The 14,828-nt window shown below is 34.8% G+C and carries 12 protein-coding genes and 2 other annotated features; of the genes, 10 read left to right on the top strand and 2 right to left on the bottom strand.

Going from position 1 to position 14,828, the window contains the following annotated elements; all coding sequences use genetic code 11:
• The first annotated feature begins 7 nt into the window (after positions 1-7).
• Entirely contained in the window at positions 8-1,915 is a 1,908-nt protein-coding gene (gene thrS, locus Q7P22_RS14655; RefSeq protein ID WP_113920514.1) for a threonine--tRNA ligase, read from the top strand.
• Between the two features lie 184 nt (positions 1,916-2,099).
• Here the strand turns inward: thrS and ftsH are convergent, their stop codons facing one another.
• Positions 2,100-3,611: an ATP-dependent zinc metalloprotease FtsH gene (gene ftsH, locus Q7P22_RS14650; RefSeq protein WP_113920513.1), complete on the bottom strand. Its 1,512-nt coding sequence runs from the start codon at positions 3,609-3,611 to the stop codon at positions 2,100-2,102.
• A gap of 192 nt (positions 3,612-3,803) precedes the next feature.
• Positions 3,804-3,938, top strand: a sequence feature (ribosomal protein L20 leader region).
• A 133-nt stretch (positions 3,939-4,071) separates the two neighbouring features.
• Here ftsH and infC point away from each other — a divergent pair.
• The 8 genes from infC to pheT all read left to right on the top strand — a co-directional run bounded on the left by infC (position 4,072) and on the right by pheT (position 12,191).
• Entirely contained in the window at positions 4,072-4,647 is a 576-nt protein-coding gene (infC, locus tag Q7P22_RS14645; RefSeq protein ID WP_242981727.1) for a translation initiation factor IF-3, read from the top strand.
• A gap of 65 nt (positions 4,648-4,712) precedes the next feature.
• Positions 4,713-4,907, top strand: a complete 195-nt coding sequence (rpmI, locus tag Q7P22_RS14640) for a 50S ribosomal protein L35 (RefSeq protein ID WP_113920512.1) — start codon at positions 4,713-4,715, stop codon at positions 4,905-4,907.
• 27 nt (positions 4,908-4,934) lie between these two features.
• On the top strand, positions 4,935-5,291 hold the full coding sequence (gene rplT / locus Q7P22_RS14635; protein WP_113920511.1) for a 50S ribosomal protein L20: 357 nt from the start codon (positions 4,935-4,937) through the stop codon (positions 5,289-5,291).
• Positions 5,292-5,435: 144 nt separating this feature from the next.
• Positions 5,436-6,776 carry a TrkH family potassium uptake protein gene (locus tag Q7P22_RS14630; RefSeq protein WP_303865121.1) on the top strand — a complete coding sequence of 447 codons (1,341 nt, stop codon included), beginning with the start codon at positions 5,436-5,438 and terminating at the stop codon, positions 6,774-6,776.
• A 6-nt stretch (positions 6,777-6,782) separates the two neighbouring features.
• Positions 6,783-7,433: a TrkA family potassium uptake protein gene (locus tag Q7P22_RS14625; RefSeq protein WP_113920510.1), complete on the top strand. Its 651-nt coding sequence runs from the start codon at positions 6,783-6,785 to the stop codon at positions 7,431-7,433.
• 9 nt (positions 7,434-7,442) lie between these two features.
• Complete coding sequence (locus Q7P22_RS14620) at positions 7,443-8,210, top strand: RNA methyltransferase (RefSeq protein WP_113920509.1); 768 nt, start codon at positions 7,443-7,445, stop codon at positions 8,208-8,210.
• Between the two features lie 102 nt (positions 8,211-8,312).
• Positions 8,313-8,525 (top strand) — a binding site (T-box leader).
• A 234-nt stretch (positions 8,526-8,759) separates the two neighbouring features.
• Complete coding sequence (gene pheS, locus Q7P22_RS14615; RefSeq protein ID WP_113920508.1) at positions 8,760-9,782, top strand: phenylalanine--tRNA ligase subunit alpha; 1,023 nt, start codon at positions 8,760-8,762, stop codon at positions 9,780-9,782.
• A 12-nt stretch (positions 9,783-9,794) separates the two neighbouring features.
• Entirely contained in the window at positions 9,795-12,191 is a 2,397-nt protein-coding gene (gene pheT / locus Q7P22_RS14610) for a phenylalanine--tRNA ligase subunit beta (RefSeq protein ID WP_303865120.1), read from the top strand.
• A 193-nt stretch (positions 12,192-12,384) separates the two neighbouring features.
• Here pheT and Q7P22_RS14605 read toward each other — a convergent pair whose 3' ends face one another.
• Entirely contained in the window at positions 12,385-13,149 is a 765-nt protein-coding gene (locus tag Q7P22_RS14605) for a hypothetical protein (RefSeq protein WP_303865119.1), read from the bottom strand.
• A gap of 360 nt (positions 13,150-13,509) precedes the next feature.
• On the opposite strand from Q7P22_RS14605, the gene Q7P22_RS14600 reads away from it, so the two are divergent.
• Positions 13,510-14,828 (top strand): BadF/BadG/BcrA/BcrD ATPase family protein (locus tag Q7P22_RS14600; RefSeq protein WP_303865118.1); only part of this gene is annotated, 1,319 nt, incomplete at its 3' end.

Genomic DNA, 14,828 nt, shown 5'->3' with positions numbered 1-14,828 from the left:
GATCAATATGATAAAAGTTACATTAAAAGATGGCATTGTTCATGAATACAAAGATAATATTACTATTTACGAAGTGGCTAAAAGCTTAAGCGACGGTTTAGCAAGAGTGGCTTGTGCTGGCGAATTAAATGGTGAATTAGTAGACTTACGAACAGAAATTACAGAAGATTCACAATTAAATATTTTGACTTTTGATAGTGAGGGAGGAAAGCACGCATACTGGCATACTAGTACTCACATTATGGCGCAAGCTGTCAAAAGGTTATTTCCAAAGGCAAAGCTAGCAATAGGACCAGCTATTGACAATGGTTTTTATTATGATTTTGATGTAGAAAAAACATTTACACCAGAAGATTTAGAGAAGATTGAAGCAGAAATGAAAAAAATCATCAAAGAAAAAAATGAAATCGTAAGATTTACTTTACCGAGAAAAGAAGCTCTAGAAAAAATGATCGCTATGGGAGAAGATTACAAGGTAGAGCTTATTGAAAACTTGCCAGAAGACGCTATTATAAGCTTTTATTCACAAGGAGATTTTATAGATCTTTGTGCAGGACCCCATTTGATGAATACAGGTAGTGTAAAAGCCTATAAGCTATTGAGTATAGCTGGAGCTTATTGGCGAGGGGACGAAAAGAACAAAATGCTCCAAAGAATTTATGGGATTTCATTCCCGAAGAAGAGTCAAGTAGAGGAATACGTAGAGAAAATAGAAGAGGCAAAGAAGAGAGACCACAGAAAATTAGGAAAAGAACTGGACTTGTTCTCTTTACATGAAGAAGGCCCTGGATTTCCATTTTTTCATCCAAAGGGTATGGTTCTACGAAATCAATTAGAAAACTTCTGGAGAGAAGAGCATACAAAAAGAGGTTATAGCGAAATCAAAACGCCAACCATATTAGATGTAGAGCTTTGGAAGAAGTCGGGACACTGGGACAATTACAGTGAAAACATGTATACAACAGAAATAGACGAAAAGCAATTCGCTATTAAGCCTATGAACTGTCCTGGCTCTATGATGATTTATGAAAATCATATGCATTCTTACAGAGATCTTCCTGTGAGAATGGGTGAACTAGGATCTGTTCATCGTCACGAGCTATCAGGTGCATTACATGGGCTTATGAGAGTTCGTAACTTTACCCAAGATGATGCTCATATTTATATGACTCCTGAGCAGATGAAAGATGAGCTGGTTGGAGTAATTGAGTTGACAGATTATATATACAATGTCTTTGGCTTTAACTATCATATAGAATTATCTACAAGGCCCGAAAAATCTATTGGGTCTCAAGAACAGTGGGATAGAGCTACAGATGTTCTTAGAGAGGCTTTAGAATTTTTGGGAAAAGAGTATCAAGTAAATGAAGGAGATGGGGCTTTCTATGGTCCTAAAATCGACTTCCACTTAGAGGACTCTCTAGGAAGAACATGGCAATGCGGTACGATACAATTAGATTTTCAATTGCCTGAGAGATTTGATTTGACTTATGTAGGCTCAGATGGAGAAAAACATAGACCTGTAATGGTACATCGTACCGTACTTGGAAGTATTGAGAGATTCATAGGAATCTTAGTTGAGCACTTTGCAGGTGCATTCCCATTATGGTTGACACCTCAACAAGTAATCATCTTGCCAATCGCTCCAATTCATCACGAATATTGTGATAAAATCAAAAAGCTATATCGAGATAATGGTATAAGAGTAGATGTAGACTTTAGAGATGAAAAAATCGGCTATAAGATTAGAGAAGCTCAATTGCAAAAGACTCCTTATATGCTTGTAGTAGGAGATAAAGAAGTAGAGAATAATACCGTATCTGTAAGATCCAGAAAAGACGGAGACCAAGGCTCTAAAGATTACAATGAATTCTTGAATGAGATTTTAGAAGAAATAAATACGAAACAGATTTAAGTGGTAAGTTCTAAGTTCTATGTAAAAGCACAAGGTCACTTTTAGTGACCTTAAGCTTATAGTGGCTATAGGCGGATGCAAATTATTGATTACTGAACTCTTGCACCAAAGGAATACCCCAGGTATTTACTTAGAACTTACAACGTAGAACTTACAGCATAAAAAAAGCCCACAAGGGCTTTTTTTATGCTGATTTTAAGATGGTGTCTAATTCATCCCCATTAATCGTTTCTTTAGCTAATAAGATTTCAGCTATTTTGTGCAATTTGTTTATGTTTTCATAAATTACGCTATTGGCCATATTATAACAATCATCTAATATGGTGTTTATTTCTTCGTTGATAATATCTGAACTTGAAAAATCTTCTCGTTTATTAAAGGTTTTATTTTTGTAATGGCTCATACCGTATTCACAAACCATAGCAGATGCAATTTCATTGGCTTTTACCAAATCATTTTGAGCCCCCGAAGAAATTTCCTTAAAGATGATTTCTTCTGCTGCTCTTCCTGCTAGTAGTATGGTGATCTTGTTTTTGAGCTCTTCTTTCGTCAAAATAAATTTATCTTCACTTGATGTGTTTAGTACAAAACCTAAGGCTTTACCGTGAGGGATAATAGAAATTTTTTCAATATTATCATTATTAAGCACGCTACCTACTAAAGCATGACCACCTTCATGGAAGGCGACAATATGCTTTTCCTTATCTGTCAATACGGTGGTTTTGTTTTTAATACCAGCAACTGTTTTAATTAAAGCTTGATTAAGTTCCTCATTACCAATTTCGTTTAAATTATGTTTTACAGCTAATAAGGCGGCTTCATTTATTACATTTGCTAAATGAGCACCAGACATGCCATGGGTTTTTTTGGCTAGAGAAGCAATGTCTACATCATTTTTTACAGGTTTGTTTTTAAAGTGAACCTTCAAAATTGCTTCTCTAGCTTTTACACTAGGATTACCTACATATACGTGTCGATCAAATCTGCCCGGTCTTAAGAGTGCTTTATCCAAGATGTCCATTCGGTTTGTTGCTGCAATTACTATGACATTATCATATTCGTTAAAACCATCTAATTCCACTAATAGTTGGTTGAGGGTCTGATCTCTCTCACTATTATTATCCACGCTTCTTGAGATCCCTATTGCATCTAATTCATCAATAAATATGATGCAAGGTGCGTTTTTTTTGGCTTTTTCAAATAGAGAACGAATTCGGCTTGCGCCAATACCTACAAATTTTTCCACGAATTCAGAACCGCTAGCGTATAAGAATGTGGCTTTTGTCTCTCCTGCTAAAGCTTTTGCAAGTAATGTCTTCCCTGTTCCCGGAGGTCCGTAAAACAAAACGCCTTTAGGGATTTTAGCTCCAATTTTCAAGTACTTATTAGGATTTACTAAAAAATCGCAGAGCTCATTCATTTCATCTTTAATTTCATCGAGACCTGCTACATCGTTAAAGGTGATATTGCTTTTTTCTGTTATATCCTTTTTCTCTTCCTTAATAGAAGTGTTTGTTATAAATTGTGGGATATAGGCTGATTTCTTCTTATAAACTAAGTTGCCAACTAAGATAAATAATAGAGAAAGCCTAATCCATGGTGTGTTTAGTAAACCTAAGGCTTGAATATTTAGGAGTGACAAAGCTAATAAGGTTACTGCAGTTGTAGTCAAAATTTTCTCTTTGTACTTTAGCATCTTTTTCACTCTCCTTTTTTCTTGATAATATCTTGTGCAAATAGTAAAATATAATGAATCAAAATTGAATAAAAAGATAGTAAGTTTTTCCTCAAGTACTTAAACTAGGTTAAAAAAGTGTTACGAAAATATTATGGACAAATTATTAAAAAATATTTGACTATGATTACATAAGATGATATACTCTATTAGAAAACAAAGTAGAAGTTCACTTCTCACCTTAGGTTCTTGGGAGCAAAGGTAAATATTACGTGAAATTACGAACATGTATAAACGTGTATATTTATGAGCAGGTAGAACTTTGTCTATCTGCTTTTTTTCTTTTGTAAAGAGTTTTCTTTTTAAAATGCTGTTTCTATTTTTATGTGGTATGGATACTTAATAAGCTGAATGTGGAAAGCGGAAAAAAGAAACTTGAGTATATTGTTTAGAAAAGACGTTATAGCAAACAAAAGAAATATTGTTTATAAATTGGGGAAATGATTTTTCTCATTTAATTATATGGAGGTGTGTTAATATTAGCAAGGAATTCCAAATCAACGAACAAATCAGAGATAAGGAAGTAAGAGTAATTGACCAGGATGACAATCAGCTAGGAGTTATGAGTGGCAGAGAAGCTCAGAGATTAGCAGATGAAAGGGAATTAGATTTAGTTAAAATATCCCCTAATGCAAAACCACCTGTTTGCAGAATATTAGATTATGGAAAGTTTCGATATGAGCAAAGCCGCAAAGAGAAAGAAGCTAAAAAGAAACAAAAAGTAATTAATATTAAAGAAATTAGAATGTCTGCAAATGTTCAAGAACATGACTTAGATGTAAAGGCAAAAAATTGTCGCAAATTCTTAGAAAATGGAGATCGAGTAAAGGCTTCTGTGCGCTTTAGAGGCAGAGAGATGTCTTATACAAACGTGGGAAAAGATTTGCTATTAAAGTTTGCTGAAAAAGTCTCTGATGTTGGTAAAATGGAGAAACCACCTAGATTAGAAGGTAGAAGTATGGTTATCAACCTTGTGCCTTTAAAAGAAAACAATTAAATGCTAATGTCAAACTTTCGTTTGATGATATAAATAATAGCAATGTAGACGAAGGAGGAAGTAAAATGCCAAAAATGAAAAGTCATAGAGGAGCAGCAAAGAGATTTACTGTAACAAAATCAGGTAGAGTAAAAAGAGCTAAAGCTTTCAAAAGTCATATCTTAACAAAAAAGAGTGCTAAGAGAAAGAGAAACTTAAGACAAACTGGTTATTTAATGGGCGCAGATGCTGAAAATATAAAGAAAATATTACCTTATTAATATAAAGACTGATAGGAGGTTAAGCAAGTGGCAAGAGTAAAAAAAGCAGTAAATGCTAAGAAAAAACATAAAAAAATATTAAAATTAGCAAAAGGATATTACGGTGCGAAAAGCAAACAATATAGACCAGCTAATGAAGCGGTAATGAGAGCGCTTCGTTCTTCTTATGTAGGTAGAAAACAAAAGAAGAGAGATTACAGAAGCTTATGGATCACTAGAATCAATGCAGCAACAAGAATGCACGATTTGAGTTACTCTAGATTTATGAATGGTCTTAAAAAAGCGGAAGTGCAAATTGACAGAAAAATCCTTGCTCAATTAGCTGTTAACGATCCAGATGGATTCAAACAATTAGTTGATATTGCAAAAAGTAAGTTAGCATAGTACAACAATTAAGACCTCTTATTGAGGTCTTAATTCATTTACAATACGCTGTGTTCTCATGGTTTAGATTATTTAATGGAGATGTGCAAAGTGGAAAGGTATAGCCTTTTAAAGAGATTTATAAATTATTTTAAAGAGTACCAAATGCATAGCAGAAAATGGTTTAATCCAACTCAAATATTAGTTGTCGGGTTTGCAATTATGATATTAATTGGAGCTCTTATACTCATGACTCCTTTCTCCTCTGCTTCAGGAGAGTGGACAGATTTTGTTTCTGCACTTTTCACTGCTACTTCAGCAGTATGTGTGACAGGGTTAATCGTTGTGGATACTGGTACTTATTGGTCCGGATTTGGCCAATTTATTATTATCGCATTGATTCAAATCGGTGGATTGGGCTTTATGACCTTTACGACTTTAGCCTTTTTTATTGCAAGAAAGAGAATTGGGCTAAAAGAGCGACTTGTGCTCCAAGAGGGATTTAATGCCTATAATCTCGGGGGTATTGTAAAATATACGAAGTACGTCTTGCTGTATACCTTCACTGTAGAGCTAATAGGTGCAGTACTCCTTACCATTGGGTTTACACCAGATTACGGTTTGGGTAGAGGTATTATTATGGGGGTGTTTCATTCTATATCCTCATTTTGTAATGCTGGATTTGATTTGATTGGAAATTACCGAAGTATAACAGGTTATGTAGACAACTATATTATAACTATTACAATTGGAATGCTGATCGTAATAGGAGGATTGGGATTTTTTGTAGCCAGTGATATATTTAAAAAGCGAAGTTTTAAGAAGCTAGTCGTCCATACAAAATTAGTACTTATCATCAATATGGCTTTGCTTGTGGTGGGGATGATTTTGTTTTTCCTTTTTGAATACAATAATCCTGGAACAATGAAAGATTTGCCATTAGATGTCAAAATATTGGCCTCGTGGTTTCAATCCGTAACACCTAGAACAGCGGGTTATAATTCTTTAGATCTAGGAGCTATGACCACAGCGTCTTCATTTTTGACTATAATACTCATGTTTATTGGTGCTTCTCCTGGTTCTACCGGTGGTGGTATTAAAACCACTACTTTTGCTACCATACTACTTACCGTAGTATCTGTATTAAAAGGTAAAGAAGAGACAGAAGTATTTAAAAGAACCATTCCCATCAACGTAGTAAAAAGGGCCCTGTCTGTTGTATGCATAGCACTCTTCGTTGTCATCGTGGCAATAGCGATTCTAAGTTTTACAGAAGATGCAAGTTTTCTAGAAATCTGTTATGAAGTAGTGTCAGGATTTGCTACAGTAGGTTTGACAATGGGTATTACGCAAGAGTTAACTACTGTAGGAAGATTGGTAATTATTTTAACTATGTTTATTGGACGATTAGGGCCGCTTACTATTGCCTTGGCCGTAGCCCAATTACAGTCGTCAAGTCACAAAGGAAAATATAGATATCCAGATGGAGATATTTTAGTAGGGTAGGTGTGAATGATGAAAAATCAATTTGCAGTAATAGGTATAGGAAGGTTTGGGTACAGTTTAGCTACTTCTCTATACAATTTAGGCTACGATGTAATAGCTATTGATGTAAGAGAAGATATCATTAGAAATATATCAGATAAAGTTACGTACGCTGTTCAGGCAGATGCCACCAATATGGATACTTTAGAGGAACTTGGTCTAAGAAATGTAGAAGTTGCAATTGTGTCTATTGGAACAGATGTTAATAAGAGCATTTTAGCTGCTTTAAATGCCCTAGAGCTTGGCATTAAAAAAGTTTATGCCAAAGCCTTAAATGAACAACAAGCCAAAGTCCTTTATAAAATTGGGGTGCACAAGGTATTTTTACCCGAACGGGATATGGGAAGAAAAGTTGCTCACAATATCGTCTCAAACAATATCTTAGATTTAATTGAATTAGACCCAAACCATAGTGTTATGGAAATTAACGCCCTAGAAGAATGGGGAGGTAAGAGTCTTGCAGAGTTGGACTTGCGGGCTAAGCACGGTATTAATGTCATTGCAGTAAAAAGAGGAGATCACTTAAATATCTCTCCTAAACCAACAGATAAAATCTGGAAAGACGATATTTTAGTTTGTATAGGTGACAATAAAACTCTCTATTCCTTGCAAAGCTAAGGTGATTCTATGCAGTATATAGAAAGTCATGAAAACAAAGCTATAAAACACCTACAAAAGCTGAAGATGAAAAAATACCGAGAGAGCTCAAAAGAGTATATCTTAGAAGGCTATAAAGTTATCGAAGATGCAATAGAAAGTGGCGAAAAACTTAAATCGATTTTTATATCTGCTAAAAGTACAAAAAAGTATAGGAATATACGTGAATTAGTAAGAGAAGACCTGCCAATATATGAGGTAGAAGATCATCTCTTTGAAAAGCTTACTTCTATGGAGCATTCAGAGGGAATCATTGCTATTAATTCCTTTCCTCAGATAATGGACTTTAGGGATTCTAGTGTACTTATTCTTGATCGTTTGCAAGACCCGGGAAATTTAGGTACCATTATTCGAACTGGGGATGCTGCTGGGTTTCACAATATTATTTGTAGCAAGGGCTGTGTGGATATTTACAATGACAAGACCATTCGTGGAACAATGGGGTCTTTATTTCATGTCAATATAAAAAAGGACGCAGATATTTTACAGGAAATAGACTCTATTCGAAAAAAAGGATATACTATAGTAGGCACTCAATTGAACACAGATTACTTCTATACGAATATAGAAGCAAAGAAAAAATATGCCTTAGTCATTGGAAATGAAGCAAATGGAATTTCAAAGGAAGTATTAGATGCATGTGATTTACATGTCAAAATTCCTATTTATGGTAAGGCAGAGTCTTTAAATGCATCTATAGCAGCTGCAATCATCATGTATCATATAGCTACTTTGTAGGATGGATTTGACATATTTTTAAATTATGGATATAATATCTATCGCATGAATACGAGAAACTTGCAAAGCGTTTCTTACGTTTATCTTTGATAAAAACAGAATAATAAGGCAATGAAGGAGAAAAGTAAATGGGTAATCTTTTATTAAAGAGAGTAGGTACATTAGCTGGAAGTACTTACAATAACAGGCCATTGAAGTTCGCTCTTAAGCTTTAAGGTGGAAATAACAGTATACCTTAACGGTTAAAACCGATACATTTAAAGAGGATTCACATCAATTAGGGTGGTACCGCGGTTTATAAAAATCGTCCCTTGCTTATAGCAAGAGACGATTTTTTTACGCGAACTAATGAGCTAAGCGAAAGCGAAGCTTTCGTAGTAAATATCTGACGAAACAATCAAATAGCTTGCTAATTTGATTGAGGAGTTAGATATTTACGTAAATGAAAGCTTTAGGTTTCATTTAGCGAATGGCGCGACCGCAGAATCGGCGAAGGAGATTCTAAGGTTTACTCTACAATAATCATTGAACAGGGAGAGGAGTAAAAAAGTGAAAGAAAAATTAGAAAACATTCAGGCAGTTGCCTTGGGTGATATCCAATCTGTAAATACTTTAAAAGAGTTAGAAGAAATTCGAGTAAAGTATTTGGGAAAAAAAGGAGAATTGACAAATATCTTAAAGGGTATGGGCAGTTTGAGCAAAGAAGAAAGACCTGTCATAGGAAAAGTTGCAAATGAAGTTCGAGAAGCTATTGAAGGTAAAATAGAAGAACAAAAACTAGCTATGAAATCCATCGAACAAAATAGAAAATTTGATCAAGAATCAATAGATATTACTTTACCTAGCAAAAAAGAGGAATTAGGTGGATTTCATCCTTTAAATAGGGTCATTGAAGAATTATCCGATGTCTTTATAGGGATGGGTTTTACAATTGAAGAAGGACCTGAAATTGAATGGTCAAAGTATAATTTTGATATGCTAAACGTGCCAAAAGACCATTCTGCTAGAGATTTACAAGACACTTTTTATGTAGCGGATGAAGTGGTTCTTCGTACCCAAACATCACCTATTCAAGTTCGCACCATGTTATCACAAAAGCTACCTATTAAGATGATTGCACCAGGCAGAGTGTACCGAAGCGATGAAATTGATGCTACTCATTCTCCAGTTTTCCATCAGGTAGAAGGCTTAGTAATTGATAAGGGGATTACCATGAGCGATTTAAAGGGAACCTTAGATATGTTTGCTAAGATTTTATTTGGACCAGAGACCAAGACAAAATTTAGACCTCATCAATTTTATTTTACTGAGCCAAGTGCAGAAATGGATGTAACTTGTTTTATGTGCGGCGGCGAAGGATGTCGCGTTTGTTCTAATACAGGTTGGATTGAAATACTAGGTTGTGGTATGGTTCACCCTAATGTACTTAAGGATTGCAATATTGATCCAGAAGAGTACAGCGGATTTGCCTTTGGTATGGGCTTAGATCGGATTGCCATGATTAAGTACGGAATTTCAGATTTAAGATTGATGTTTGAAAATGACATTCGATTCTTAAAACAGTTTAAATAAGGAGAGGTTTTTATGTTTACATCGTTAAATTGGTTAAATGACTTTGTTGAAATAGATGATATACAAACGAAAGAATTTGAAGAAAAGATGACCATGTCTGGCACAAAGGTCGAGGGAATCGAAGAATTAGGAAAAGAGGTCACAAATGTAGTTGTAGGTAAAATTCTCTCTATTGAAAAGCACCCTGATGCGGATAAACTAGTAGTAACAAAGGTAGATGTTGGAGAAGAAGTAATTCAAATCGTAACAGGTGCAAACAATATTCGCCAAGGAGACTATATTCCAGTAGCTAAAATTGGTGCAAAATTAAAAGATTTAAAAATTAAAAAGTCAAAGCTTAGAGGCATAGAATCCTGTGGCATGATGTGTTCTGCTGGAGAGCTAGGTATGAATACCTCTCTACTCCATAAAGAGGATACAGAAGGAATTTATATTTTGAAAGAGGAATATGCCCTTGGCTCTGACGTAAAACCTATTTTAGGTTTAGATGACAAAATTGTCGAATTTGAACTAACTGCAAACAGATCCGATTGCTTATCCCTTATGGGAATAGCAAGAGAGGTTTCAGCAACTTTTGATCGCCATCTTGTCTTTCCAATTGTGGAAGTAAATGAGATACAAGAAAAGATTGAGGATTATCTAAAAATCGCTATCGAAGATGAAGAGCTTTGCCCTCGTTATGCAGCGAGAATGGTAAAGGTAAATAAAATTGAGCCATCTCCTGACTGGATGCAAAGAAGGCTTTTAAACAGTGGCATTCGCCCAATTAGTAATATTGTAGATGTGACCAACTATGTCATGCTAGAAATGGGGCAACCTCTTCACGCTTTTGACTACAATAAGTTAAATACTGGAGAGATTTTAGTTCGAAGAGCTCATAAATCAGAAAAATTAACTACGCTAGATGATATAGATAGAGAACTAACAGAAGATATGATTGTCATAACCAATGGCAAAGAGCCAGTAGCTATAGCAGGAGTTATGGGTGGAGCTAATTCTGATATTGATGATAATACAACAATGGTAGTTATAGAGGCAGCTGCCTTTAACAAGAAGAGTGTCCGATTAACTGGAAGGAAATTAGGTCTTAGGAGTGAAGCTGCTAATCGCTTTGAAAAGGGTGTAGACCCTAATCTTGCAGCTATGGCAGCAGACCGAGCTGCTCAATTGCTTGAGGAAATGGGTGCTGGCACGGTTTTACAAGGAATGGTAGATGTTTACCCTAAAAAGGTAGAGCCAGTCACAATAGAAGTAGATGCTGACTGGATCAACAAGCTTATAGGAATTGAAATATCTGTTGATGAAATGAAGGAGTATTTAGAGCGCTTATTCTTAAACGTAGAAGTAAATGGAAATAAGCTTTTAGTAGAAACCCCAACCTACCGCCAAGATTTAGAAATCAAAGAAGATATTGCAGAGGAAATCGCTCGATTATATGGCTATAACAATATTCCAAACACTATTATGAAGGGTGTAACTACAAAAGGCGGCCGAAATAAAAAACAAGTTCTTGAACTAGATATTCGAAATACACTTCGCTTTAAAGGATTTTATGAGATTTTAACGACTTCATTTACAGGAATGAGCCGATTAACTGCTTTAAATATTACACAAGAAGATCCATTGTTTAATAGCGTAAAAATAATCAATCCTTTAGGAGAAGAAAATAGCATTATGAGACCTACTCTTTTACCAGCTATGCTTCAAGTGCTTTCTCATAATTACCATAGAAACGCTAGCGAGGCAATGTTATTTGAAATTGCAACGGTATATAGCAATGTAGAAGATTTAGGAAAAACATTGCCTCTTGAAGAGAAAAAGCTTTGTTTAGGGATGTATGGCGATAAAGATTTCTTTACTTTAAAAGGATATGTACAGCTTTTATTAGAAAAATTAAGAATAAGTGAAGAGCTTGAATACAATAGATTAAGTCACCCAAGTTTCCATCCAGGTAGAGCTGCTAGACTACTTATTGGAAATGAAGAGGTGGGCGTTCTTGGAGAACTTCACCCAATAGTTGTAGAAAATTACGACTTACCACAAAGAGTCTATGTATGTGAACTAAATATTGATAAGCTCTTTGCTTTATCTAAAGAAGAAATCACATTTACAGAACTTCCAAAATACCCAGAAATGACTAGGGATATGGCTTTACTTGTAAAAGAACAAGTAACAGCAAAAGAAATAGAAGATATTATTAAAGCAAATGGAAAAAATCTATTACAAGATGTAAAAATATTTGACATCTACCGTGGAGAACAAATTCCAGAAGGCCACAAGAGCATGGCTTATTCTTTAGTCTTTAGAGCAAAAGACCGTACTTTGACAGATGGAGAAGTAAATGAAATCTTCACGAAGATTATTGAAGAAATAGAAGTAAAATTAGAAGCAAAATTGAGAGACGCATAAAAAAAACTGATGCGCAAGCATCAGTTTTTTAGCTACCAGCTATTAGCTGGCCAGTATTTCTTACGGGTATTTCTCTTTGGTCAGCCACAGCTACTAGCGACTAGCATTTACAATTGTTTAACGATCATTCAATAACGATTCAACGCGCTAAAGTTACATTTTGACTAAAAAGGATACCTAAGGCCTGATGGCTTTATTCATCCTGAGCATTGATTTTAATAAACATCAATGTAACAAAAACCTGTATATACACACTGACTATCCCTTGGAAGAATCCTTGGAGGATGCTTATAATCAAGTGGTTTTCTAGTGGCATTAGAAAAGAGAATAAAAGGTTTAATGCCAAAAACGAACATATGTCTAGGAGAAAGTAAGAATGAAACACTTTCCACCAAAACTTTTTTGCAGTATTGCGGCTATATGCAAAAGATTGAATTGTTTTCTGATCTTTTAAAACCATAGACTGTTGATAAAACAATAGATCGATAAGCAGTTTCAGCATAAAAATTGAAAGGAAAATACTCACAAGGCTTATCAAGAGGGTGTAGGATTCAATCATGGTATAAATAAATACACTCATAAGCCCAAGAAACATCATAATGCCAGTGTACGCTGTAAGAGCGAAAAAGAGTCCGCCAAACTTTCCTTTAATAGCAGTAAAACTCATCTTTGCGGTAATTGATTTACCCAATTGATCCTCTTGGACCATATAAATTATTATAGGGAAAATGAAGACGTTCGTAATAAAAAAAAGGATTCCTAGTATTATTACGACGCCAGGAGGAACTTGCTGTAAAGATTCTATTGTAGACTCCCCAATATATAAGTATAATAAACTAAAAGTCATAAAGGGAATAGTAGCTAATGATAATAGCTCATATAGATTTCTTTTAAAAATATGTATACTCTCTACGAACATATTTTTAAAAGAGATAGTATGTGTATCAGAACGATTCATATAAACCTCCTTTGATTTCTCTTAAGGTGTTGTATTTAAATTACTACTTTTACAAATAGAATTCATAGAGTATTATTATATCACTATATTTTTTTAGGGGAAAGGATAATAAAACCATTATCTAATATTTTAGCTAAAAATGAAGATTGATAGCGTTTTTGGTGAGATAAAATATACACTTTTAAGGATGTAAATTGTTTACAAATCTGATATCGGTATCATAGAGTGTCCTATCGTTGACCTTATGATATAATGTAACGAGTAAGCCGTTAATTTGGATAGGAGATTGGTCGAGGCAATCTGCGGCTTATTTATGATATTAAACATACATAGCTAGTTCGGCGAAAGGAGAATCATTTTTTGATAAATAAAAATAGATGTTATCATCTAGGTTTAGACGTTGGCTCAACTACTATAAAACTAGTGATTTTTGATGAAGAATTAAATATTGTCTATAGCAAATACAAGAGACATTTATCCAATATACAAACAACCTTTAAAGGAATCATTAACGAGGCCTATGAAGAGTTGGGAAACATTAATGTTACTGCAGCCGTAACGGGTTCTGCAGGACTTTCTATCTCTAATTGGTTGCAGATAAGTTTTGTACAAGAAGTTATTGCGTCTACAAAGACTGTAGAAACGCTAATACCCAAGACGGATGTAGCTATTGAACTAGGTGGAGAGGATGCTAAAATCACTTACTTTGATCAATCCTTAGAGCAGCGGATGAATGGAACCTGTGCAGGTGGAACAGGTGCATTTATCGATCAAATGGCTACGTTGCTTCAAACAGATGCATCTGGACTAAATGAACTTTCTAAAAACCATAAGGTGATTTATCCTATTGCATCTCGATGTGGTGTTTTTGCAAAAACAGATGTGCAGCCTCTATTAAATGAGGGGGCAGCTAAAGAAGATATTGCTGCATCGGTACTACAGGCAGTAGTTAATCAAACAATAGGTGGCTTAGCATGTGGTAAACCCATTAGAGGAAACATTGCCTTTTTGGGAGGACCCTTACATTTTTTATCTGAACTTAGAGAGAGATTTATCGAAACCTTACAATTAAGAGAAGAACAGGTCATATACCCAGAAAACGCGCAATTATATGTTGCTATGGGTGCGGCTTTATCATCTAAAGATGAAGGCAAGGAGATTTCTTTCTCCACTATAAATAGCAAATTAGATCATATTGATGAATTTCAACATGAAGAAGTTCAAAGATTAGAGCCTTTATTTAAAGACTCTAAAGAATTAGAAGATTTTTATGAGAAACACAATAAGTACAAAGTGCAAAGAGCAGATTTAAGTAGTTATAAAGGCAATGTGTTTTTGGGGATTGATGCAGGTTCAACGACATCAAAGGCGGCATTAATTGGCGATAATGGGGAGCTTTTGTACACCTATTATAGTAGTAATTTAGGAAGCCCTTTAAACCAAGCTATTGTAATATTAAAAGATGTGTATGAGGTATTGCCAAAAGACCTTAAAATTAGCAAGAGTACTGTCACAGGTTATGGTGAAGGACTTATTAAATCAGCCCTTAGAATCGATTTAGGCGAAATTGAGACTATGGCTCATTTTAAAGGAGCTCAGCACTTCTTACCACAAGTAGATTTTATCTTAGACATTGGCGGTCAGGATATGAAAGCCATGAAAATTAAAGATGGGGTCAT

The sequence above is a fragment of the Alkalibaculum bacchi genome (genome assembly GCF_937875145.1).
In the GTDB taxonomy this organism is placed as follows: Bacteria; Bacillota; Clostridia; order Eubacteriales; family Alkalibacteraceae; genus Alkalibaculum; species Alkalibaculum bacchi_A.
Note: the sequence above shows the minus strand (reverse complement) of the source record. Positions and strands in the feature narration are given on the sequence as shown.

Excerpts from the sequence above, each read along its gene's own strand:
- thrS (WP_113920514.1), top strand. The coding sequence starts at position 8 with ATGATAAAAGTTACATTAAAAGATGGCATTGTTCATGAATACAAAGAT.
- ftsH (WP_113920513.1), bottom strand. The coding sequence starts at position 3,611 with ATGCTAAAGTACAAAGAGAAAATTTTGACTACAACTGCAGTAACCTTA.
- rpmI (WP_113920512.1), top strand. The coding sequence starts at position 4,713 with ATGCCAAAAATGAAAAGTCATAGAGGAGCAGCAAAGAGATTTACTGTA.
- Q7P22_RS14630 (WP_303865121.1), top strand. The coding sequence starts at position 5,436 with ATGCATAGCAGAAAATGGTTTAATCCAACTCAAATATTAGTTGTCGGG.
- Q7P22_RS14625 (WP_113920510.1), top strand. The coding sequence starts at position 6,783 with ATGATGAAAAATCAATTTGCAGTAATAGGTATAGGAAGGTTTGGGTAC.
- Q7P22_RS14620 (WP_113920509.1), top strand. The coding sequence starts at position 7,443 with ATGCAGTATATAGAAAGTCATGAAAACAAAGCTATAAAACACCTACAA.
- pheT (WP_303865120.1), top strand. The coding sequence starts at position 9,795 with ATGTTTACATCGTTAAATTGGTTAAATGACTTTGTTGAAATAGATGAT.
- Q7P22_RS14605 (WP_303865119.1), bottom strand. The coding sequence starts at position 13,149 with ATGAATCGTTCTGATACACATACTATCTCTTTTAAAAATATGTTCGTA.